This window comes from Nocardioides sp. Leaf374 (assembly GCF_916862475.1).
Lineage (GTDB): Bacteria > Actinomycetota > Actinomycetes > Propionibacteriales > Nocardioidaceae > Nocardioides > Nocardioides kribbensis.
This window is the reverse complement of the sequence record NZ_CAKASO010000007.1, coordinates 92,405-113,067: the sequence shown is the minus strand read 5'-3', so window position 1 is coordinate 113,067 and position 20,663 is coordinate 92,405. Positions and strand designations below refer to the sequence as shown.

Here is a 20,663-nt window from a genome sequence, read left to right as displayed (position 1 = left end):
AGCCCCTCCATGGCAACCACCGACACGTACCTCAACCAGCCGTCGCAGCAGCAGTCCGACGACGCCCACGGCTACTACACGCCCGGTGCGCCGCTCGTCGACGAGAAGGCCCCGACCGGCCCCATCGCGATGCGCTGGACCAACCGCAAGTTCTCCAACGCGCTGGTCAACCCCGCGAACCGGCGCAAGCTCAACATCATCATCGTCGGCACCGGGCTCGCCGGCGGCGCGGCCGCGGCCACGCTCGGCGAGGCCGGCTACAACGTGAAGTCCTTCTGCTACCAGGACTCCCCGCGCCGGGCGCACTCCATCGCCGCGCAGGGCGGCATCAACGCCGCGAAGAACTACAAGGAGGACGGCGACTCCGTCCACCGCCTCTTCTACGACACCGTCAAGGGCGGCGACTACCGCTCGCGCGAGTCGAACGTCTACCGCCTGGCCGAGGTCAGCACCAACATCATCGATCAGTGCGTCGCCCAGGGCGTGCCCTTCGCCCGTGAGTACGGCGGCCTGCTCGACAACCGCTCCTTCGGCGGCGTGCAGGTCTCGCGCACCTTCTACGCCCGCGGCCAGACCGGCCAGCAGCTGCTCATCGGCGCCTACCAGGCCCTGGAGCGCCAGGTCGCCGCCGGCACCGTCACCACCTTCACCCGCCACGAGATGCTCGAGCTGGTCATGGTCGACGGCAAGGCCCGCGGCATCATCGCCCGCGACATGGCCACCGGCGAGATCGAGACCCACCTCGCCGACGCGGTCGTGCTCGCCTCCGGCGGCTACGGCAACGTCTTCTTCCTCTCCACCAACGCCATGGGCTGCAACGTCACCGCGACGTGGCGGGCCCACCGCAAGGGCGCCTACATGGCCAACCCCTGCTACACCCAGATCCACCCGACCTGCATCCCGGTCTCGGGCGAGCACCAGTCGAAGCTGACCCTGATGTCGGAGTCGCTGCGTAACGACGGCCGCATCTGGGTGCCCAAGAAGGCCGAGGACTGCGACAAGGACCCCCGCGACATCCCCGAGGAGGACCGCGACTACTACCTCGAGCGGATCTACCCCTCCTTCGGCAACCTCGTGCCCCGCGACATCGCCTCGCGCCAGGCCAAGAACGTCTGCGACGAGGGCCGCGGCGTCGGCCCGATGGTCGGCGACTTCCGCCGCGGCGTCTACCTCGACTTCTCCGACGCCATCGCGCGCCTGGGCAAGGACGGCATCGAGGCCAAGTACGACAACCTCTTCGACATGTACGAGCGGATCACGGGTGAGAACCCCTACGAGGTCCCGATGCGGATCTACCCCGCCGTGCACTACGTCATGGGCGGTCTGTGGGTCGACTACGACCTCCAGTCCAACCTCGAGGGGCTCTTCGTCACCGGCGAGGCCAACTTCTCCGACCACGGCGCCAACCGCCTCGGCGCCTCGGCGCTGATGCAGGGCCTGGCCGACGGCTACTTCGTGCTGCCCAACACCATCCGCGACTACCTCGCCCACGCGCCCTTCGCGCCGATCGACGAGTCGCACCCGGCGGTGGCCGAGGCCAAGAAGTCCGTCGAGGACCGGATCGCGAAGCTGCTCTCCATCCAGGGCACCCGCTCGGCCGACAGCTACCACAAGGAGCTGGGCCACATCATGTGGGAGTACTGCGGCATGGAGCGCTCCGAGCCCGGGCTGCGCAAGGCGATCGACATGATCCGCGAGCTCAAGGCCGACTTCTGGAGCAACCTCAAGGTCCTCGGCACCGCCGACAGCCTCAACCAGAGCCTCGAGAAGGCCGGCCGCGTCGCCGACTTCATCGAGCTCGGCGAGCTCATGTGCATCGACGCCCTCAACCGCCGCGAGTCCTGCGGCGGCCACTTCCGCGCCGAGTCGCAGACCGACGAGGGCGAGGCGCTGCGCCACGACGACGAGTTCGCCTACGTCGCGGCCTGGGAGTTCGGCGGCGACGCCGGCCAGCCGGTGCTGCACAAGGAAGACCTTCTCTACACGGCCATCGAGATGAAGCAGCGGAGCTACAAGTGAACCTGACCCTCAACATCTGGCGGCAGGCCAACCCCACCGCCGCCGGCGCCATGCACCAGTACCACGTGCAGGACATCTCCGAGGACATGAGCTTCCTGGAGATGCTCGACGTGCTCAACGAGCAGCTCAACGAGCAGGGCGAGGACCCGGTCGCCTTCGACCACGACTGCCGTGAGGGCATCTGCGGCTCGTGCGACCTGATGATCGACGGTCAGGCCCACGGCCCCGAGGTCACCACGACCTGCCAGCTGCACATGCGGTCCTTCAAGGACGGCCAGGAGATCACCATCGAGCCCTGGCGTGCCAGCGCCTTCCCGGTGATCAAGGACCTGATCGTCGACCGCTCGGCCTTCGACCGGATCATCCAGGCCGGCGGCTACGTGTCGGTCAACACCGGCGCCGCGCCCGACGCCCACGCCACCCCGGTGCCGCAGGCCGACGCGCTCAAGGCCTTCAACGTCGCCACCTGCATCGGTTGCGGCGCCTGCGTCGCCGCCTGCCCCAACGGGTCGGCCTCGCTCTTCATGGGCGCCAAGATCACCCACCTCGGCCGACTCCCCCAGGGCCAGCCCGAGCGCGACGAGCGCGTGGTCAACATGGTCGCCCAGCACGACCACGAGGGCTTCGGCGGCTGCACCAACATCGGCGAGTGCACCGCGGCGTGCCCCAAGGAGATCCCGCTCGACGTGATCTCCCAGCTCAACCGCGACCTGCGCACGGCGATCCGCAACGGCCACTGAGAGCGTCACCCAGTCCCCCGCACCACCACACGAAGGGCCCCGACCGCGAGCGGTCGGGGCCCTTCGTCGTGGGCGGGTGCCGTCCTGCCGGTCAGTCCTGGGCGCGGGCCCGCAGCGCCTTCAGGCCGAGGCGGCCCAGCACGACGGCGATGACCAGGTTGACCACGATCAGCACGGTGTGGGCCACCCAGTAGCCGGTCGGGCGGTCCTCCCCCGAGGCGTGCGCCGACCACAGGTTGCGGGTGAACATCGCGTAGGTCACGACGTTCCACACCGCCACCCCCAGCAGCAGCCAGGCGTGCTTGCGCTCGAACCTCATCGGTCCTCCCCCTTGGTCGTCCTGAGCACGACGGCGAGCGCCGCCGCGCCGGTGGCGGCCCCGGCCACGAAGGGCCGGACCCGCGAGCCCGCCGCCTCACCGGCGGCGCGGGCGGTGCCGTCGAGCGCTCCCCCGGACGCCAGCGGCGGGCCCTGCACCGGGTCGGCCGGCTCGGCGACCCGGGCGGCGCGCGCGGCGCGCGTGGTGAAGGCGAAGGCCGCGGCGTAGAGCACGAGGCGGGAGAAGTAGTTGATCCACACCAGCAGGATCAGCGCGATCCCGAAGGCCTGGGCCGCCGGCTGCTCGCGCGTGGCGGCGAGCAGCACCCCGGAGAGCTGCTTGAGGGCCTCGAAGACCACGGCGCCGAGCAGCGCCCCCTGCCACAGCGAGCGGGCGGGCACGTGGGGCTCGGCCAGCAGCCGGAACATCGCGTAGAACAGCACCGTGTTGGCGGCCAGGCCGAAGACCACCGTGAGCAGCCGCACCAGCCACGACAGCTCCTCGCCCAGGCCGAGGGCGTCGAGGATGACGGTCGAGAACGCGCTCACCAGGCCGGCCACGGCCACCGAGAGCAGGAGCACCGACCCCAGCACCACCAGGGTCACGAGGTCGCGCAGCTTGCCGACCACGAAGTTGGGCAGCTCGCGGGTGGGGGTCTCGAAGACGACCAGGAGGGCGTCGCGCAGGGCGGAGAGCCACGCGAGGCCCGAGTAGAGGACGCCCGCCAGGCCGATGACGGCGGCCCAGCCGGAGAAGGTGCGGATGTCGGCCAGCGAGACCTGGCCCTCGTCCTGGCCGATCAGCCCGGGCAGCAGCTGGTCGATCGCCTCGCGCAGGTCCTGGTTGGCCCCGGGATAGACCTGGGAGACGTAGCCGACGACGAAGAGGGCCAGGGCCAGGATCGGGAAGACCGAGAGGAACCCGAAGTACGTGACGGCGCCGGCCTGCTGGCCGGCCTTGACCGCGCCGTAGTGCTCCTGCATGAGCAGGACGTGGTCGACGCCCGGGCGCCGCCGGCGCAGCCCTCGCAGGGCGTCCTGGGCCCGCTGCACGACGGAGGCCATCAGCGGGCCTGCGCGCCGGCGCCGAGCACGAACTCGTGGCGCGGGCGCCAGCCGTGGGCCTCGTCGTGGACGTAGAGGTGGAAGTCGGTCACGTCGAAGGTGCACTCGAAGTCGGCGAGCTCGGCGAAGGCGCGGTCGAGCCGCTCGTCGTCGAGGTGGTGGGCGACCGTGACGTGGGGGTGGTAGGGGAAGCTCAGGTCGACGTCGAGCGGCCCCCGGCGCACGGCCTCGGCCAGCTGCTCACACTGCGAGATCCCCTCGGCGAGCATCACGAACACGACCGGCGAGACGGGGCGGAAGGTGCCCGTGCCGCGCAGGTGCACCCGGAAGCCGTCGAGACCGTCGGCCACCGAGCGCAGGTGGTCGGAGACCTGCTCGAGCTCGCCGTCGACGATGTCGGTCGGCGGCACGAGCGTGATGTGGGTCGGAATCATGGCCGCGGTGGCGTCACCGACGGAGGCCCGGTAGTCCTGGAGCTCGCTGGCCCAGGGCTCCGGGATCGCCACCGCCACGCCGATCGTGATCACGGTGCGACCCTAGCGGGACGGGGCGACGAACCCGACCCGCTGGTAGACGTCGCGCAGGGTCGCCTCGGCGACCTCCGCCGCCTGCTGGCGGCCCTGCTCGAGCACGGCGCTGAGGTGGGCCTGGTCGTCGAGCAGCTCCAGGGTGCGCTCGCGGAAGGGCGTCACGAAGTCGACCACCACCTCGGCCAGGTCCTTCTTGAGGTCGCCGTAGCCGCGCCCGGCGTACTGCTCCTCCAGGGCCGAGACCGCCTCGCCGGTGAGGGCGGAGTAGATCGTGAGCAGGTTGCTGACGCCGGCCTTCTCCTCGGGGTCGAAGCGGACCTCGGAGCCGGAGTCGGTCACGGCCGAGCGGATCTTCTTCGCACTCACCCTGGGGTCGTCGAGCATCTCCACGATGCCGGCCGGCGAGGACGCCGACTTCGACATCTTCGCGGTGGGGTCCTGCAGGTCGGCGATCTTGGCCGTGGCCTTGAGGATGTAGGGCTCGGGCAGCCGGAAGGTCTTCTTGTAGCGGTGGTTGAAGCGCTGCGCGAGGTCGCGGGTCAGCTCGAGGTGCTGGCGCTGGTCCTCGCCCACCGGCACGTAGTGGGGGCGGTAGAGCAGGATGTCGGCGGCCTGGAGCACGGGGTAGGTGAACAGGCCGACCGACGCGGCCCCCTCCCCCGCCTTGGCCGACTTGTCCTTGAACTGCGTCATGCGCCGCGCCTCGCCGAAGCCGGTGAGGCACTGCAGCACCCAGCCGAGCTGGGCGTGCTCGGGCACCTGGCTCTGCACGAAGATCGCCGAGCGGGCCGGGTCGACGCCCATCGCCAGCAGCTGGGCCGCGGCGCGCAGGCAGCGCTCGCGCAGCACCTTGGGGTCCTGCTCGACGGTGATCGCGTGCAGGTCGGCGATGAAGAAGAACGGCTGGTGGTCGCGCTGGAGGTCGACCCACTGCCGGGTCGCGCCGAGGTAGTTGCCGAAGTGGAAGGAGTCGGCGGTCGGCTGGATCCCGGAGAGGACCCGGGGGCGCGCGCCCCCGGTGGGGGCGCTGGGGACGGCGACGTCCGGCTCGGTCGTGGCGGGCATGGGCCCATTCTCCCCGACGCCGGCCCGGGTCCTCCCCCGGCCCCACAACCCGGTTGCCCGAGCACCGGCCCGCTTGGCAGGGTGCGCGCCATGACCCCGCCACCATCGCCGAGCGCCGCCCCCGTCCTCACCTCGCACGAGGGCGGCCGGACCGTGGTGCTGCGAGGCCACCGCCCCGAGGACGCCCAGGGCTGCCTCGAGCAGTGCCAGGACCCCCTCACCCAGCGCTGGACCACCGTGCCGGTGCCCTACACCCGCGAGATGGCCGAGGACTTCGTGGGCCGCGTCATGCCCGCCGGCTGGGCCGACGGCAGCGAGTGGGGCTTCGTCGTCGAGGTCGACGGCAGGTACGCCGGCAGCGCGTCGCTGCGCCCGGAGGGCAGCGACCGCGCCGAGATCGCCTACGCCGCCCACCCGTGGGTGCGCGGCACAGGAGCCGTCAAGCAGGCGCTGCGGGTGCTCCTCGACTGGGGCTTCGAGCAGCAGGGCCTGCGCACGGTCGTCTGGTGGGCCGAGCGCGGCAACTGGGCCTCGCGCAAGACCGCGTGGCGCCTGGGCTTCGAGGTCGACGGCTCGCTGCGGGCGTGGCTGCCCCAGCGCGGCGAGCTCCACGACGCCTGGGTCGGCACGCTGCGCAGCACCGACCCGCGCCGGCCGCGCACCCGCTGGCTGGAGGTGCCGACGCTGGAGGCCGACGGGCTGCTGCTGCGGCCGTGGCGCGACACCGACGTCGCGCGGGTCGTCGAGGCGTGCAGCGACCCCGAGAGCCAGCGTTGGCTCGGGCAGCTGCCCGCGCCCTACACCGACCGGGACGCGCGGGCCTGGCTCGAGGACGTCACCGAGCGGCTCGCCACCGGCAGCGCGGTGAACTGGGCCGTGGTCGACCCCGGCGCGCCCGACCGCGCACTGGCCTCGGTCGGGTGGTTCGGGCTCACGCCGTACGTCACCTGCGAGATCGGCTACTGGACCCACCCCGACGCCCGCGGCCAGGGCGTCGCGACCCGGGCGCTGCGCGCCGTGGCGCGTCACGCCTTCGACGACCTGGTGGTGCGCCGGATCAGCTGCGGCGCGGCCGCCGGCAACACCGCCTCGCGGCGGGTGATCGAGCGGGCCGGGTTCACCGCCTACGGCGTCGAGCGGCTCGGCGCCCTCGTGCGCGACGGCCGGGCCGACCTCGTCCTCTACGACCGGCTCGACACCGGGGCGTAGGAGCGCTCCTCGCCGGCACCCACGTCGACGGGGGTGCGGCGCGCGCCGCGCTTGTCGTGCCAGGAGGCGAGCAGCAGGATCGCCACGCCCAGCACCGAGAGCGCCGCACCGACCAGCGCGGGCGCGCGGTAGCCGTAGCCGGCCGCGATGACCACGCCGCCCAGCCAGGCGCCCAGGGCGTTGGCGGCGTTGAGGGCCGCGTGGTTCATCGCCGCGCCCAGGGTGACGGCGTCGCCGGCCACGTCCATGAGCCGCAGCTGGAGGTTGACGACGAGGATCGAGCCGACGGCGGTGATGAGGAAGACCACGGGCAGCAGGAACCACCCGTAGGGGGCCACGGCCCAGAAGGCCAGCATCAGCACGCCCGAGCCGACGCCCGAGACGATCAGCGAGCGGAACACCGACCACGAGGCCAGCTCGCCCGCCACCCAGGTGCCGGCGACCATGCCGAGGCCGAAGGCCAGCAGGAAGACCGGCACGGTGCCCGAGCCGAGCATCGCGACGTCGGTCACGGTGGTGGCGATGTAGGAGTAGACCGCGAACATGCCGCCGAAGCCGATCGCCCCGGCCGCCATGGTCAGCCAGACCTGGCTGGATCCGAAGAACTCGCGCGCCTCCTTGGCGCCGGTGGCCTCCGGGTCGCCCGGGCGGGAGGGCACGAAGGCCAGGACGAGGGCCATGGTGAGGGCGGCGATGACCGCGGTGCCGACGTAGGCCGCGCGCCAGCCGAGGTTCTGCCCCACGAAGGTCGCGGCGGGCACGCCCACCACGTTGGCCACCGAGAGGCCCAGCATCACCGCGGCCACCGCCCGGCCGCGCTTGTCGGGGGCCGCGAGCTCGGCCGCGACCAGCGAGGCGACGCCGAAGTAGGCGCCGTGGGGCAGACCGTCGAGGAAGCGGGCGGCGGTGAGCATGCCGTAGCCGGTCGCGAGGGCGCTGAGCACGTTGAAGAGGGCGTAGGCGCCCATCAGTCCCACCAGCAGGCCGCGCCGGGGCAGCCGCGCGGCGAAGAACGACAGGACCGGCACCCCGGCGACCACGCCCAGGGCGTAGGCGGAGATCACGTGGCCCGCGGTGGGCTCGGAGACGCCGATACCCTCCGCGATCTGGGGCAGCAGGCCCATGGTCACGAACTCGGTCGTGCCGATCGCGAAGCCGCCGAGGGCCAGCGCCAGCACGGCCAGCGCGTAGCGCGGGTGGGCGCCGGTGCGCTCGGGGGCGGGAGCGGGGGTCGTCATGGGGAGAGCCTTCGATCGATCCAAGTCGGGGGTGACTCCATGCTCCAACCCCGGCGGCGCCCGCGGCTATTCCTGGGACGCCGATCGCCGCGGATCGTGAGAGGTCTCACGCCGGGAGGCGTCCGCGGCCTCAGCAGACCTCGCGCAGCCCCTGGACGGCCTCGCTGAGCCGCTCACGCTCGCGCTGCACCGCGGCGCGGTCCACGGGCGTGCCCTCGGCGTGCTGCTCGGCCTCGGCGGCCAGCCCGTCGAGGGCCGCGCGGGCCTCCTCCAGGCGCGCCCTGGTCTCCCCGCCGAGGTTGTCCTCGGCCGCGGCGAGGGTGTCGCGCAGCGCCGTCAGCTCCCGCTCGGCGGCGGCGGGGTCGGCGCCGATCCGGTCGGCCACCGCACCGGCCTGGTCGGCGACCTGCCCCATCGCCTCCCGCGCCACCGAGCAGGCGGCGTCGCCCGCGGCGTCGGAGGCCGCGTCGCGCACCTGCTCCTCGGAGCAGGCGGTCAGCGAGGCCGCGAGCACGCAGCCGGCCAGGAGGGCGGGCAGACGGCTGGGCAGGCGGCTGGGCAGACGGCTGGGCACACGGCTGGGCAGACGGTCGGCTGCGCGGACGGTACGACGCACGGGGGCTCCTCGACGGGCGGGACGGGCGGAGCCACCAGCGTGCCAGACCTGCGGGGACCCAGCCGGCCGCCGCCCGTTCAGCCGGCCAGGTGGGCCCAGCGCGACGACAGCTCGCGCCACGGGCCCACCTCGGCCACCTCCCCGTCGAGCAGCACGACCACGCGGTCGGCCTCGGCCAGGGCGGCCTGCTTGGACGTGGCGCCCAGCACGGTCGTGCCGCGACCGCGCAGGGCGGTCCACAGCTCGATCTCGGTGGCGGCGTCGAGGGCGCTGGAGACGTCGTCGGCCAGCAGCAGCTCGGTGTCGGCGGCCAGCGCCCGGGCCAGGGCCAGGCGCTGGACCTGACCGCCGGAGAGGCGCACCCCGCGGTGGCCGACCACGGCGTGCGGGCCGCCGGCCTCGTCGACGTCGGCCTGCAGCCGCGCGTCGACGACGGCGCGGTCGAGACCGCGGGCGTGGCCCAGCCGCACGTTGTCGTCGAAGGTGCCCGAGAGCACCCGCGGCACCTGGGCGACGTGCGCGACCTGCCCCGGTCGCAGGAACAGCTGCGGGTCGTCGACCTCCACGTCGTTCCACCGGATCGACCCGGTGTGGGAGACGAGCCCGGCCAGCGCGGCGAGCAGGCTGGACTTGCCCGAGCCCACCTGCCCGAGCACCAGCACCAGCTCGCCGGCCTCGACGGTCAGGTCGACCCCCACGACGCCCCGGGTGCCGTCGTCGTGCACGGCGTCGACGCCGCGCAGCTCGAGACGGCGCAGTGGCACGCGGTCGCTGGGGGCGGGCTCGGGAGCGGCACCGGCGACGAGGTCGACGCCGGGGGGCAGGTCCATCAGGTCGACGCCGCCGGCGAGCCGGCTGGTCGCCTGCTGCCAGGCCCGGGTGCCGGGGGCCTCGGTGATGACCGACCCGGCCACCCGGCCGAACCAGTCGAAGCCGTTGACGGCGTTGGCGACCAGCAGTGCGGTGGCGAGGTCCCAGCCACCCGCGACGAGCACGGCCCAGGCGGCCACGACGCCGCACTGCACCATGACCACCGGCACGCCGTCGAGCACGGCCTGCACCCGGTGCTCGCGCACCGCCGCCTCGACGCGTCCGCCGTCGACGTGGCGCAGGTGGGCGTGCACGGCCGGGGTCGCCGCGGCGAGCTTGACCGTGCGGCTCGACTCCAGGGCCGAGACCAGGGAGCGGCCGAAGCGGGCCCGCGCCGCCGAGGACGCGGCCGCCGAGCGCCCGGCGATCGGGCGGCCGACCGAGGAGGCCAGCGCCGAGGCCACCATCACCGCGAGCAGCACCGCGCCCGCCAGCAGGCTGCCGGAGAGCAGGGTGGTGACGACGATGATGATCAGGCCGTTGACGAAGTCGACCCACCGGTCGGCGTAGCGCGCGAAACGGTCGGCGTCCATGGCGCGGGCCACCACCTCCCCGGGCGGGGTGCGGGTGAGGCGCTCCTGGCCGGTCTGCCCGACCAGCACCGCCATGCGCACCCGGAGCATGACCTCGATCCACCAGCGGGGGTAGCGGCGGAAGGCCTCGGCCAGCATGAGCGGCGCGACCATGAGGGCCGCCACGAGCACCACCGTCAGGCCCACGGTCGTGCCCGTCGTCGCGTCGCCCTGCTCGAGGCCCTGGACCAGGCGGCCCCACACGAAGCCGGTGGCCGCACCGTAGGCCCCCGTCAGGGAGGCCAGCAGGAAGAGGGCCGCACCGACCAGGCCCCACGCGGGCCGGATCGCCAGGGCGTGCCTGATGCCGCCGGCCAGGCTGCGCCCGCCCCCGACCTCGGGCAGCGCGGGCGGAGGGCCGCTGCGCCGACGCCCGCCCACCGCGGTCGCGACCGGCGGCACCGCCTCCCCCGACGTGCCCGCCTCTCCCGGCCCACCCGGCTGCTCCGGCTGCTCCGGCTGCCCCGGCTGCCCCGGCTGCCCCGACTGCAGGGCGTCCTCGCCGCCGGCGTCGAGCAGGGTACGGAAGCGACCCGGGCCGGCGGCCAGCACGGCGCGGGGGCCCTGCTCGACCACGCGGCCCGCCTCCAGCACGGCCACGAGGTCGGCGCGGGCGGTGGTGGAGAGACGGTGGGCGACGAGCAGGCCCGTGCGGTCGGCCAGCAGCCGGTCGGCGGCCCGGACGACGAGCGACTCGGTGAGCGGGTCCATGCGGGCGGTGGCCTCGTCGAGCACGACCACGGCCACGTCGCGCACGAGCAGCCGGGCGAAGGCGACCAGCTGCTCCTCCCCCGCCGACAGGGTCGTGCCGCCGGGTCCCAGCGCGGTGTCGAGACCGTCGGGCAGCCCCGCGACCCACGGCTCGAGGCCCAGCTCGGCGATCGCCGCCTCGATGCGCGCGCGGGGCACGTCGGAGAAGAGCGCGACGTTCTGGGCCAGGGTGCCGGCCAGGATCTCGGTGCGCTGGGTGACCACGCCGACCGCGGCGCGCAGCTGCTGGAGGTCGAGGTCGAGCACGTCGACACCCCCGAGCAGGACCGTGCCCGGCTCGGGGTCGACCGCGCGCGAGACGAGCGCCGCCAGCGTCGACTTGCCCGAGCCGGTGCGCCCCACCAGGGCGCACGTGCGGCCCGCCGGCACGCGCAGGTCGACCTCGCGCAGGGCGAAGGAGCCCTCGGCGTAGGAGAAGTGCAGGTCGCGCAGCTCGAGGTCGAGGCGCCCGGTCGGCACCGGGGCGCCGCCGACCGGCTCCGGCTCGGTGTCGAGCAGCTGGCGCAGCCGCATCAGGGCGCCGAGTCCGGCCTGGAGGTCGGGCAGGTGCTGGGCCAGGGTGGCGATCTGACCGGTGAAGCGGGTCGTGACCAGGAAGAGGGTGACGAGGCTGGCGACCGACAGCCCGCCGTCGACCACCAGGGCCACGCCCACCACGCCCGTGGCGGCGAGCAGGGCGTGCAGCAGGACGCCGGCGCGCCGGGCCACGCGGGTCTCCACCTGGAGCACCCGGTCGAGGCGCTCGTGCACCCGTGCCGAGAGCTCGGCGCAGCGGCGCACGACATGGGCCTGGCCCAGGCTGGTGCGCAGGTCGTCGCGCCCGGCGACGCCCTCCTCCATCGCCGCGGCCTGGTCGGTCCACGCGATCTCCTCGACGACCTTGCGCCGCGAGACCTCGGGCAGCAGCGGACGGACCACGAGCACGGCGGCCACCGCGAAGAGCGGGAAGAGCAGCCAGGCGGGCCACCAGGTGAGCCCGGCCACGACCCACAGCGGCACCACGCCGAAGGCGGTCTGCAGCGCGTCCCACACCTGGCGGCGCACGAGGGTGCCGACCTCGTGGGTGTCGTCGTCGACGCGGTCGAGCACCTCGCCGACCGCCTGCTCCGAGAGCAGGGCCAGCGGCTGGTGCAGCGCCGCGTCGAGCAGGTCGGCGCGCAGCGCGCCCTCGGCGCGGTCGACCACCCCGGCCCACAGGGTGCGCCCGACGGCGTCGAGCAGGGCCGCGCCGACCACGCAGAGCGCCAGCGCCCCCACGAGGGCGACGACGGGGTCGGCGGCGAGCCGACCGGCCACCACGGTGCCGAGGGTCTGGCCGAGGGCCGCCAGGACCGAGGCGGTCAGGGCCACGGCGGCGACCGGGCCCCGCAGACGACGCCAGTCGACGCGGCGGGCGGGGTCGGAGGTCGAGGGCCTCGTCGGTGCGGACGGGGTGGCGGTGTCGCGCTCGGCGAGGCTGGTCCTGGTCATCGCCCCGCACGCTACGCGCCGGCACCGACGCCGATCGACCGGTTTTCCCCCCGACGCACGCCCGGGCCGGCCCCGTCGTACGACAGGACCGGCCCGGCCGGTGGAGCGCGGGTGCGGCGGGACGTCAGGCCAGGGTGGCCAGCGCGTCGTTCAGGGTCTGCGACGGGCGCATGACGGCGTCGGCCTTGGCGGCGTCGGGGCGGTAGTAGCCCCCGATGTCGGCCGGGCTGCCCTGCACGGCGTTGAGCTCGCCGACGATGGTGTCCTCGGCGTCGGCCAGCGTGGTGGCCAGCGTGGTGAACCTCGCGGCCAGGTCGGCGTCGTCGGTCTGCGCGGCCAGCTCCTGGGCCCAGTAGAGCGCCAGGTAGAAGTGCGAGCCGCGGTTGTCGATGCCGCCGATGCGGCGGGTGGGCGACTTGTCCTCGTTGAGGAAGGTGCCGGTGGCGCGGTCGAGGGTGTCGGCCAGCACCTGCGCGCGGGCGTTGTCGGCGTAGCCGGCCAGGTGCTCGAAGGAGGCGGCCAGGGCGAAGAACTCCCCGAGGCTGTCCCAGCGCAGGTAGTTCTCCTTGACCAGCTGCTGCACGTGCTTGGGGGCGGAGCCGCCGGCGCCGGTCTCGAAGAGGCCGCCGCCGTTCATCAGGGGCACGACCGAGAGCATCTTGGCCGACGTGCCGAGCTCGAGGATCGGGAAGAGGTCGGTGTTGTAGTCGCGCAGCACGTTGCCGGTCACCGAGATGGTGTCCTCGCCGCGGCGGATGCGCTCCAGGGAGTACGCCGTGGCCTCGGCGGGCGCCATGATCTCGATGGTCAGGCCGTCGGTGTCGTGCTCGGGGAGGTACTCGCGCACCTTGGCGATGAGGTTGGCGTCGTGGGCGCGCTGCTCGTCGAGCCAGAAGATCGCGGTGGCGCCGGTGGCGCGGGCGCGGGTGACGGCGAGCTTGACCCAGTCGCGGATCGGGGCGTCCTTGGTCTGGCAGGCACGCCAGATGTCGCCCGGCTCGACGGTGTGCTCGATGAGGGTCGCGCCCGAGCCGTCGACCACGCGCACGGTGCCGGCGGCCGGCACCTCGAAGGTCTTGTCGTGCGAGCCGTACTCCTCGGCGGCCTTGGCCATCAGGCCGACGTTGGGCACCGAGCCCATGGTCGCCGGGTCGAAGGCGCCGTGGGCGCGGCAGTCGTCGATGACGGTCTGGTAGACGCCGGCGTAGGAGGAGTCGGGGATCACGGCGAGCGTGTCGGCCTCCTCGCCGTCGGGGCCCCACATGTGGCCCGAGGTGCGGATCATGGCCGGCATCGAGGCGTCGATGATCACGTCGGAGGGCACGTGCAGGTTGGTGATGCCCTTGTCGGAGTCGACCATGGCCAGCTTCGGGCCGTCGGCCAGGCCGGCCTCGACCGCGGCCTTGACGGCGTCGCCGTCGGGGAGGTCGGCCACGGCCGACATCAGGGCGCCGAGCCCGTCGTTGGGCGAGATGCCGGCGGCGGCGAGCTGCTCGCCGTACTGCTCGAAGAGCGTGGGGAAGAAGGCCTGCACGACGTGGCCGAAGATGATCGGGTCGGAGACCTTCATCATCGTGGCCTTGAGGTGGGCGGAGAAGAGCACGTCGTCGGCCTTGGCCCGCGCGATCTGCTCGGTGAGGAAGCGCCGCAGGGCCGCGACGTTCATGAACGTGCCGTCGACGACCTCGCCGGCCAGCACGGGCACCGACTCCTTGAGGACCGTCACGGTGCCGTCGGCGGCGACGTGCTCGATGCGCAGGGTGTCGTCGGCCTCGATGACCACCGACTTCTCGTTGGAGAAGAAGTCGTCCTTGCCCATGGTGGCGACGTTGGTGCGCGAGTCCTCGCTCCAGGCGCCCATGCGGTGCGGGTGGGCCTTGGCGTAGCCCTTGACCGAGGCGGGGGCGCGCCGGTCGGAGTTGCCCTCGCGCAGGACGGGGTTGACCGCGGAGCCCTTGGTCTTGTCGTAGCGGGCCCGGATCTCCCTCTCCTCGTCGGTCTGCGGGCTCTCCGGGTAGGCCGGCAGGTCGTAGCCCTGCTCCTGGAGCTCCTTGATGGCCGCCTTGAGCTGCGGCACCGAGGCCGAGACGTTGGGCAGCTTGATGATGTTGGCCTCGGGCTTGGTGGCCAGCTCGCCGAGCTCGGCGAGGTGGTCGGCCACCCGCTGCTCCTCGGTCAGCCGCTCGGGGAACTGCGAGATGATGCGGCCGGCGAGGGAGATGTCACGCGTCTCGACCTCGACGCCCGCCTGAGCGGCGTAGGCCTGGATGATCGGGAGGAAGGAGTACGTCGCGAGCAGCGGCGCCTCGTCCGTGTGCGTGTAGATGATGGTGGCCATGGTGTGCGGCGACTCCTCAGGAGCTGGAAGAATTCTTGATGTCAAGATACCCGACGCGTCGGCGACCACGGGTCGCACCGTCCGGGCCCGCCCAGCCTGTCAGCCGTCGGCTGTCTAGTCACCCCGTCGGGGGTGCGCCGGCGGGTTTGGTCGGGTCGCCGCGGGGGGACGACTCCGGACATGGCCACATCCCCTGATCCCACGTCCTCGGAGGCCGTCACCCCGGCGGCCACCGCACCCTCCGCCCCCGACGGCACCCCTGCGCAGAAGCTGGCCGCCGAGGCGCTCGGCACCGCCGTCCTCGTCCTGGTCGGCTGCGGCTCGCTCGTGCTGGCCTCCAGCAGCAGCGGGTTCGGCGACGCCAACATCCTCTCGGTGGGCCTCTCCTTCGGCCTCGCCGTCACCGTCATGGCCTACGCCGTGGGACGCGTCTCCGGCGGGCACTTCAACCCCGCCGTCTCCGTCGCGGCCGCGGTCAGCGGGCGGATGACGTGGGCCGAGGCCGGCCGCTACGCCGGCGCGCAGGTCGTCGGCGGCATCGTGGGCGCCCTCGTGCTGCTCGTGCTCGCGCTGGGCAACGACCGCTTCGAGGCCTTCGACACCAGCCTGGCCGCCAACAGCTGGGGCGACGACGGCACCGGCTACGCCCTCTGGGCGGCGCTGCTGGTCGAGATCGTGCTCACCGCGCTCTTCGTCTTCGTCATCCTCGCGGTCACCGACCGCCGCAGCAGCGTCAACGCCGCCTTCGCGCCGCTCGTCATCGGCCTGACCCTGGCGGTCATCCACTTCGTGGCCATCCCCCTGACCGGCACGTCGGTCAACCCCGCGCGCTCGATCGGGCCCGCGCTCTTCTCCGGGGTCGACCCGCTGCTGCAGCTGTGGGTCTTCATCGTGGCGCCCCTGCTCGGTGCCGTGGCCGGCGGCCTGGCCTACCCCGCGCTCTTCGGTCGCGACGCCGACCCGGTCGAGGGCTCGGGCCTGAGCTTCTCGCGCCCGGCCAGGGCCCAGCAGCCCGTCGCCCAGCAGGGCGGCCAGCAGGGCTGGTCCCAGGGCGCCCAGCAGGGCGGCTGGGCCCAGGGCGGCCAGCAGGGCCAGCAGGGCTGGGCGCCCGAGCCGGCGCCGATCATCCAGGACGGCTGGCAGTGGGACCCGGTCGCCGGGCAGTGGAAGCCGCTCGAGCAGCCCCAGGCGCCCCAGCAGACCGGCCAGCAGACCGGCCAGCAGGGCTGGGGGCCGACCACCGGGCAGACCGGGCAGACCGGTCAGGCCGGCGGGCAGTGGCCCGACGAGGGCGACGGCCGCACCCAGATCCGTCCCTGACCCACCTGCCGACCCACCCGCTCGACGCTCACCCGACGCCGGTGAGGACGACCTCGTCCTCACCGGCGTCGCTGCGCACCAGCCCCTCTCCCGGGGCGTAGGAGTCGACGCGGGTGCCGCTGCCGCTCTCGACCTGGAGCACCACCACGTCGTCGGAGGAGCCGCCGGGGCGCGCGAGGTCCTGGTCGACCGCGAGCACGGTGACGACCACGGGCGTGCCAGCCGTGCCCCCGACGGCGAGCCACCCGTCGCCGTACCGCGGCTGCGCCGGCATCCACAGCCCGGCGTCCGCGCCGTCGACACCGGCCTCGAAGTCGAGCCCGCCCCCGGCGCTGGCCATCCACCACACGTTGCCGTCGACGTCCTGCGCGAAGAGGTCGACCACGCGGCCGCCGCCCGCGCCCCGGCCCGTCGTCACGGTCGTGAGGGCCGTGGTCGGCACACCGGCGACGTCGGGCCCGGCGCTGACGCTGCGGGTGACCTCGAGCCCGGGGCCCTGCGCGCCGGTCGGCGTCGTCGGCGCGGCCAGGGTCGCGACGGCGCCCGGCTCCAAGGGGAACCACGGGTTGTCGACGCGCCCCACGAAGTCGTCGGGGTCGGGCGTGGGCGTGGGCACCGTCAGCAGGTCGACGCCCGTCGGCGGGCTCAGCGGCGCCGAGGAGGAGCAGCCGCCGAGGACGGCGGCGGCCGCCAGCGTCACCACCGCGGCGCCCGCACCGCGACGGGAGGGGTGGGCGGGGGGACGGCCGCGGCGCAGACGCATGGCGCCCATGCTCCCCCAGGGCGCGAACCCCGCTGCTGCTGGGCCCCGCGCCGCTGCTAGCGTCGGAAGCCAGACCGCCCCAGGACCTCGTCAAGGAGATCTCGTGAGCCCCACCCCGTTGAAGGTCGCCGTCACCGGCGCCGCCGGCCAGATCGGCTACAGCCTGCTCTTCCGCCTCGCCAGCGGTGCGCTGACCGGCGGCCAGCCGATCGAGCTGCGCCTGCTCGAGATCACCCCCGCGCTCAAGGCGCTCGAGGGTGTCGTCATGGAGCTCGACGACTGCGCGTTCCCGGGCCTGGCCGGCGTCGAGATCGGCGACGACGCGGAGACCATCTTCGACGGCGTCAACCTCGCCCTCCTGGTCGGTGCCCGCCCCCGCGGCCCCGGCATGGAGCGCGGCGACCTGCTCTCGGCCAACGGCGCGATCTTCACCGCCCAGGGCAAGGCCCTGAACAAGGTCGCGGCCTCCGACGTGCGCGTCGGCGTCACGGGCAACCCCGCCAACACCAACGCCCTCATCGCGATGACCAACGCCCCCGACATCCCGCAGGAGCGGTTCTCGGCGCTGACCCGCCTCGACCACAACCGCGCGATCTCGCAGCTGGCGGCCAAGACCGGCGCCGCGGTGACCGACATCAGCCACATGACCATCTGGGGCAACCACTCCGCCACCCAGTACCCCGACCTCTTCCACGCCCAGGTCGGCGGACGCAACGCCGCCGAGGTCGTCGGCGACCAGGAGTGGATCGAGAGCACCTTCATCCCCACCGTGGCCAAGCGGGGTGCGGCGATCATCGACGCCCGCGGCTCCTCCTCGGCCGCGTCGGCCGCCTCGGCCACCATCGACGCCGCGCGCGACTGGCTCTACGGCTCCGCCGAGGGCGACTGGGTCTCCATGGCCGTGCGCTCGCAGGGCGAGTACGGCGTGCCGGAGGGCCTCATCTCCTCCTTCCCCGTCACCACGAAGGACGGCGACTGGTCGATCGTCGAGGGTCTGGAGATCGACGACTTCTCCCGCGCCCGCATCGACGCCTCCACCGCGGAGCTCGCCGACGAGCGCGCCGCGGTCACCGAGCTCGGACTCATCTGAGCCGCTGACGCGCGAGCATCCCGCGCACACCCACGAGGGCCCGCCCGGAGCGATCCGGGCGGGCCCTCGTGCGCTAGGTGCCCGGCTGGTTCGGGATGGTCTGGGCCAGGAAGAGCAGCACCGCGCCGACGCCGCCGAGCAGGAGGCAGTCGAGCAGCCGGTGGCGCACGGCGAGCATGCCGGCGTCGCGTCGCGGCAGCACCAGCCGGAAGGCGGCCGCACCGACCAGCGCCCCGCCGATCCAGCGCACGCCGAGGCGCCAGTCGCCGGACCAGGCGATGAAGACGCCGGTGGCGCCGGCAGCGAGGACGAAGAGGTAGAGCAGGCCGCCGACGGTGGAGGGATGACGTCGGTCCTCGGGCTCCTCGCCGACGGGGTCAGCGGGGTGAGCGGGGTCAGCGGGGTCAGCGGGGTCAGCGGGCTCGGCGGGATCCGCCACGGCCTCGAGCTCGGCCGCGACCTCCTCGGCCGACGGCACCGGCGGCACGTCGTCGAGGTGGGCGGGGGGCTCCTCCCCCGCGGGCTGTGGCCGGCTCATCAGGGTCACCTCAGACCGTGGCCTTCTCGGCCATCGTGACCAGGTTCGACAGGAGCATCGCCCGCGTCATCGGGCCGACGCCGCCGGGGTTGGGCGAGACCCAGCCTGCGACCTCCCAGACCTCGTCGGCGACGTCGCCCGCGATCTTGCCGTCGACGCGCGAGACCCCGACGTCGAGCACCGCGGCGCCGGGCTTGACCATGTCGGCGGTGATGATGCCGGGCACCCCGGCGGCCGCCACCACCACGTCGGCCCCGCGCACGTGGGCGGCCAGGTCGCGGGTGCCGGTGTGGCACAGCGTCACGGTGGCGTTCTCGCTGCGCCGGGTCAGCAGCAGGCCCAGCGGGCGACCGACGGTGACCCCGCGTCCGACGACCACGACGTGGGCCCCGGCGATCTCGACGCCGTGGCGGCGCAGCAGCTCGACGATGCCGTACGGCGTGCAGGGCAACGGCGCCTCGGTGCCGAGCACCAGCCAGCCCAGGTTGGTCGGGTGGAGGCCGTCGGCGTCCTTGGCGGGGTCGACCAGGCCGAGCACGCGGTTCTCGTCGATGCCCCGCGGCAGGGGCAGCTGCACGATGTAGCCGGTGCACGCGGGGTCGGCGTTGAGGCGGGCGACGTGCTCCTCGATCTCCTCCTGCGTCGCGGTCGCGGGCAGGTCGACGCGGATCGACTCGATGCCGACCTCGGCGCAGTCCTTGTGCTTGCCGCCGACGTACCACCGCGACCCGGGGTCGTCGCCGACCAGCACCGTGCCCAGGCCGGGCACGACGCCCTGCTCGCGCAGGGCCGCCACCCGGGCCTTCAGCTCGTCCTTGATCGCCGCCGCCGTGGCGCTGCCGTCCAGCCTCTGTGCCGTCACGACCGCCAGTCTAGGGACGCGGACGCCTCAGCGCCCGACCGGTGCGCCGACGCGCTCGAGGTGGCGCTGCGCGGCGCCGGCGGCGGGGTGGGAGACGACGGCGGCCGTCACCGCGATGCCCGCGATGAGCGCCCACCCCGGCGTGCCGACCTCGAGGGCGAGGAAGGTGTAGAGCGCCGGGAAGGCGATCGCCTCGACCTGCATGCCCATGCCCCACACGCCCTGGTATTCGCCGAGACGGCGGTGGTCGGAGAGCTCGGCCGCGAAGCCCCACGACGCGGCCGACTGCCACAGCTCGGCGCCGGTGATCGTGACGTGGCCGACCCACAGCAGCGCGATCGAGACCCAGCCCGCGGTCTCGTGGGTGACGCTGAGCACCAGGCAGGAGGCCACGAAGGCCCACCCCGACCACCGCACGGCCCGCAGCGCGCCCGCGACGGTGTCGGAGCCCCGTGAGGCGCGCACCTGCAGCAGCACCGCCAGCACCGTGTTGGTGCCGAAGAGCCACGCCAGCAGCGTCTGCGGGGCGTCGGTGCGCTCCACCAGCCACAGCGGCACGACCACGTTGAGCAGCACCTGGTTGGACCCCAGGACGCCGTTGCACAACGCGAGCACCACGAAGCCGGGGTTGCGGTAGGCGGCGGGGCCGGCCTGCTCGAGCGGGCCCCGCACCACCACGGGCCGGGCGACGGACGGCAGCCGCGAGACCATCGCGGCGTTGAGCAGCAGCAGCGCGCCGGTGAGCAGCGGGACGGCGACGATGGCCTCGCGCGTGCCGATGCCCAGCGCGACGCCACCGGCTCCGGCCCCGAGGGTGTAGCCGACGTTGCGGGCCGCGCGCATGTAGGCCATGGCCCGCACGCGGGTCTCCCGGGGGAAGACGCTGATCCGGTAGACCTCGCGTGCGGAGCGCGCCGCGGTCTCGACGGCGGCGAGGGTGGCGAGCACGGCCACGAAGAGCGCGAAGCCACCGACCGCCGGCCACGAGAAGTAGAGCAGGGCCTCCAGCACCGAGGCGAGCACCCACAGCCGCTTCGCGCCGACCCGGTCGCTGACCCGGCCCAGGGGCACCGAGAGCGCCAGCGCGACCCCCGCCGAGACCGACAGCCCCAGGCCCACCTGGGCCCCCGAGAGGCCCACGACCTGGGTGAAGAACACCGCGGTGCCGGTGAGGAAGGAGCCGGTGGCGAAGGCCGACAGGACGCACTGCAGCGCGAGGTCGCGCTCGAGACGGGTGGGCGGGAGCAGGCCCGGGGGGAGGCGCACGGA

The 20,663-nt window shown here is 73.9% G+C and carries 17 protein-coding genes; 5 read left to right on the top strand and 12 right to left on the bottom strand.

The features are described 5' to 3' along the window. The first annotated feature begins 9 nt into the window (after window positions 1-9). Together LPA27_RS05350 and LPA27_RS05345 are read left to right on the top strand one after the other, a co-directional pair. Window positions 10-2,019, top strand: coding sequence for a fumarate reductase/succinate dehydrogenase flavoprotein subunit (locus LPA27_RS05350; protein ID WP_056863862.1), 2,010 nt, complete (start codon window positions 10-12; stop codon window positions 2,017-2,019). Continuing rightward, the gene (locus tag LPA27_RS05345) at window positions 2,016-2,759 is read left to right on the top strand and encodes a succinate dehydrogenase/fumarate reductase iron-sulfur subunit (RefSeq protein ID WP_056863861.1); all 744 of its coding nucleotides are present in this window, start codon (window positions 2,016-2,018) and stop codon (window positions 2,757-2,759) included. Before LPA27_RS05350 ends, LPA27_RS05345 begins: the two co-directional genes overlap by 4 nt. Before the next feature lie 91 nt (window positions 2,760-2,850). Here LPA27_RS05345 and LPA27_RS05340 read toward each other — a convergent pair whose 3' ends face one another. From LPA27_RS05340 to trpS, 4 genes are read right to left on the bottom strand one after another with little or no spacing between them, the layout of a single operon-like run. After that, window positions 2,851-3,078: an SCO4848 family membrane protein gene (locus tag LPA27_RS05340; RefSeq protein ID WP_228941764.1), complete on the bottom strand. Its 228-nt coding sequence runs from the start codon at window positions 3,076-3,078 to the stop codon at window positions 2,851-2,853. Beyond that, window positions 3,075-4,142 (bottom strand): YihY/virulence factor BrkB family protein, encoded by a 1,068-nt coding sequence (locus LPA27_RS05335; RefSeq protein ID WP_228941763.1) that lies wholly within the window; start codon window positions 4,140-4,142, stop codon window positions 3,075-3,077. Before LPA27_RS05335 ends, LPA27_RS05340 begins: the two co-directional genes overlap by 4 nt. Further along, the gene (locus LPA27_RS05330; protein WP_193661280.1) at window positions 4,142-4,669 is read right to left on the bottom strand and encodes a 2'-5' RNA ligase family protein; all 528 of its coding nucleotides are present in this window, start codon (window positions 4,667-4,669) and stop codon (window positions 4,142-4,144) included. The genes LPA27_RS05335 and LPA27_RS05330 overlap by 1 nt, the downstream gene beginning before the upstream one ends. Window positions 4,670-4,678: 9 nt before the next feature. Further along, the gene (gene trpS / locus LPA27_RS05325; RefSeq protein WP_056863857.1) at window positions 4,679-5,737 is read right to left on the bottom strand and encodes a tryptophan--tRNA ligase; all 1,059 of its coding nucleotides are present in this window, start codon (window positions 5,735-5,737) and stop codon (window positions 4,679-4,681) included. A gap of 90 nt (window positions 5,738-5,827) precedes the next feature. Between trpS and LPA27_RS05320 the strand changes: the two genes are divergently transcribed. Next, window positions 5,828-6,946, top strand: coding sequence for a GNAT family N-acetyltransferase (locus tag LPA27_RS05320; protein WP_228941762.1), 1,119 nt, complete (start codon window positions 5,828-5,830; stop codon window positions 6,944-6,946). On the opposite strand, the gene LPA27_RS05315 is transcribed toward LPA27_RS05320, so the two are convergent. From LPA27_RS05315 to LPA27_RS05300, 4 genes are all read right to left on the bottom strand, one after another. After that, on the bottom strand, window positions 6,919-8,184 hold the full coding sequence (locus tag LPA27_RS05315; protein ID WP_056863855.1) for an MFS transporter: 1,266 nt from the start codon (window positions 8,182-8,184) through the stop codon (window positions 6,919-6,921). The two genes, LPA27_RS05320 and LPA27_RS05315, sit on opposite strands and share 28 nt — an antisense overlap. 130 nt (window positions 8,185-8,314) lie before the next feature. Continuing rightward, window positions 8,315-8,800 (bottom strand): hypothetical protein, encoded by a 486-nt coding sequence (locus LPA27_RS05310; RefSeq protein WP_228941761.1) that lies wholly within the window; start codon window positions 8,798-8,800, stop codon window positions 8,315-8,317. A gap of 77 nt (window positions 8,801-8,877) precedes the next feature. After that, window positions 8,878-12,483 carry an ATP-binding cassette domain-containing protein gene (locus LPA27_RS05305; RefSeq protein ID WP_228941760.1) on the bottom strand — a complete coding sequence of 1,202 codons (3,606 nt, stop codon included), beginning with the start codon at window positions 12,481-12,483 and terminating at the stop codon, window positions 8,878-8,880. 124 nt (window positions 12,484-12,607) lie between these two features. Further along, window positions 12,608-14,821, bottom strand: coding sequence for an NADP-dependent isocitrate dehydrogenase (locus tag LPA27_RS05300; protein WP_228941759.1), 2,214 nt, complete (start codon window positions 14,819-14,821; stop codon window positions 12,608-12,610). 180 nt (window positions 14,822-15,001) lie between these two features. Here LPA27_RS05300 and LPA27_RS05295 point away from each other — a divergent pair, with 180 nt between their 5' ends. Beyond that, window positions 15,002-16,141, top strand: a complete 1,140-nt coding sequence (locus tag LPA27_RS05295) for an MIP family channel protein (protein WP_228941758.1) — start codon at window positions 15,002-15,004, stop codon at window positions 16,139-16,141. Between the two features lie 28 nt (window positions 16,142-16,169). Here LPA27_RS05295 and LPA27_RS05290 read toward each other — a convergent pair whose 3' ends face one another. Then, window positions 16,170-16,904 (bottom strand): hypothetical protein, encoded by a 735-nt coding sequence (locus LPA27_RS05290; protein ID WP_228941757.1) that lies wholly within the window; start codon window positions 16,902-16,904, stop codon window positions 16,170-16,172. Window positions 16,905-17,007: 103 nt separating this feature from the next. Here LPA27_RS05290 and LPA27_RS05285 point away from each other — a divergent pair, with 103 nt between their 5' ends. Continuing rightward, window positions 17,008-17,994: a malate dehydrogenase gene (locus LPA27_RS05285; RefSeq protein ID WP_056863850.1), complete on the top strand. Its 987-nt coding sequence runs from the start codon at window positions 17,008-17,010 to the stop codon at window positions 17,992-17,994. 73 nt (window positions 17,995-18,067) lie between these two features. Here LPA27_RS05285 and LPA27_RS05280 read toward each other — a convergent pair whose 3' ends face one another. From LPA27_RS05280 to LPA27_RS05270, 3 genes are read right to left on the bottom strand one after another with little or no spacing between them, the layout of a single operon-like run. Then, window positions 18,068-18,532: a DUF3017 domain-containing protein gene (locus LPA27_RS05280; protein ID WP_228941756.1), complete on the bottom strand. Its 465-nt coding sequence runs from the start codon at window positions 18,530-18,532 to the stop codon at window positions 18,068-18,070. Window positions 18,533-18,542: 10 nt separating this feature from the next. Beyond that, window positions 18,543-19,394: a bifunctional methylenetetrahydrofolate dehydrogenase/methenyltetrahydrofolate cyclohydrolase gene (locus LPA27_RS05275; protein ID WP_228941755.1), complete on the bottom strand. Its 852-nt coding sequence runs from the start codon at window positions 19,392-19,394 to the stop codon at window positions 18,543-18,545. 27 nt (window positions 19,395-19,421) lie between these two features. Further along, window positions 19,422-20,660, bottom strand: coding sequence for an MFS transporter (locus tag LPA27_RS05270; RefSeq protein ID WP_228941754.1), 1,239 nt, complete (start codon window positions 20,658-20,660; stop codon window positions 19,422-19,424). Between the last annotated feature and the right edge of the window lie 3 nt (window positions 20,661-20,663).

Excerpts from the sequence above, each read along its gene's own strand:
- LPA27_RS05280 (WP_228941756.1), bottom strand. The coding sequence starts at position 18,532 with ATGAGCCGGCCACAGCCCGCGGGGGAGGAGCCCCCCGCCCACCTCGAC.
- LPA27_RS05305 (WP_228941760.1), bottom strand. The coding sequence starts at position 12,483 with ATGACCAGGACCAGCCTCGCCGAGCGCGACACCGCCACCCCGTCCGCA.
- LPA27_RS05290 (WP_228941757.1), bottom strand. The coding sequence starts at position 16,904 with ATGCGTCTGCGCCGCGGCCGTCCCCCCGCCCACCCCTCCCGTCGCGGT.
- LPA27_RS05295 (WP_228941758.1), top strand. The coding sequence starts at position 15,002 with ATGGCCACATCCCCTGATCCCACGTCCTCGGAGGCCGTCACCCCGGCG.
- LPA27_RS05340 (WP_228941764.1), bottom strand. The coding sequence starts at position 3,078 with ATGAGGTTCGAGCGCAAGCACGCCTGGCTGCTGCTGGGGGTGGCGGTG.
- LPA27_RS05300 (WP_228941759.1), bottom strand. The coding sequence starts at position 14,821 with ATGGCCACCATCATCTACACGCACACGGACGAGGCGCCGCTGCTCGCG.
- trpS (WP_056863857.1), bottom strand. The coding sequence starts at position 5,737 with ATGCCCGCCACGACCGAGCCGGACGTCGCCGTCCCCAGCGCCCCCACC.
- LPA27_RS05315 (WP_056863855.1), bottom strand. The coding sequence starts at position 8,184 with ATGACGACCCCCGCTCCCGCCCCCGAGCGCACCGGCGCCCACCCGCGC.
- LPA27_RS05335 (WP_228941763.1), bottom strand. The coding sequence starts at position 4,142 with ATGGCCTCCGTCGTGCAGCGGGCCCAGGACGCCCTGCGAGGGCTGCGC.
- LPA27_RS05350 (WP_056863862.1), top strand. The coding sequence starts at position 10 with ATGGCAACCACCGACACGTACCTCAACCAGCCGTCGCAGCAGCAGTCC.
- LPA27_RS05320 (WP_228941762.1), top strand. The coding sequence starts at position 5,828 with ATGACCCCGCCACCATCGCCGAGCGCCGCCCCCGTCCTCACCTCGCAC.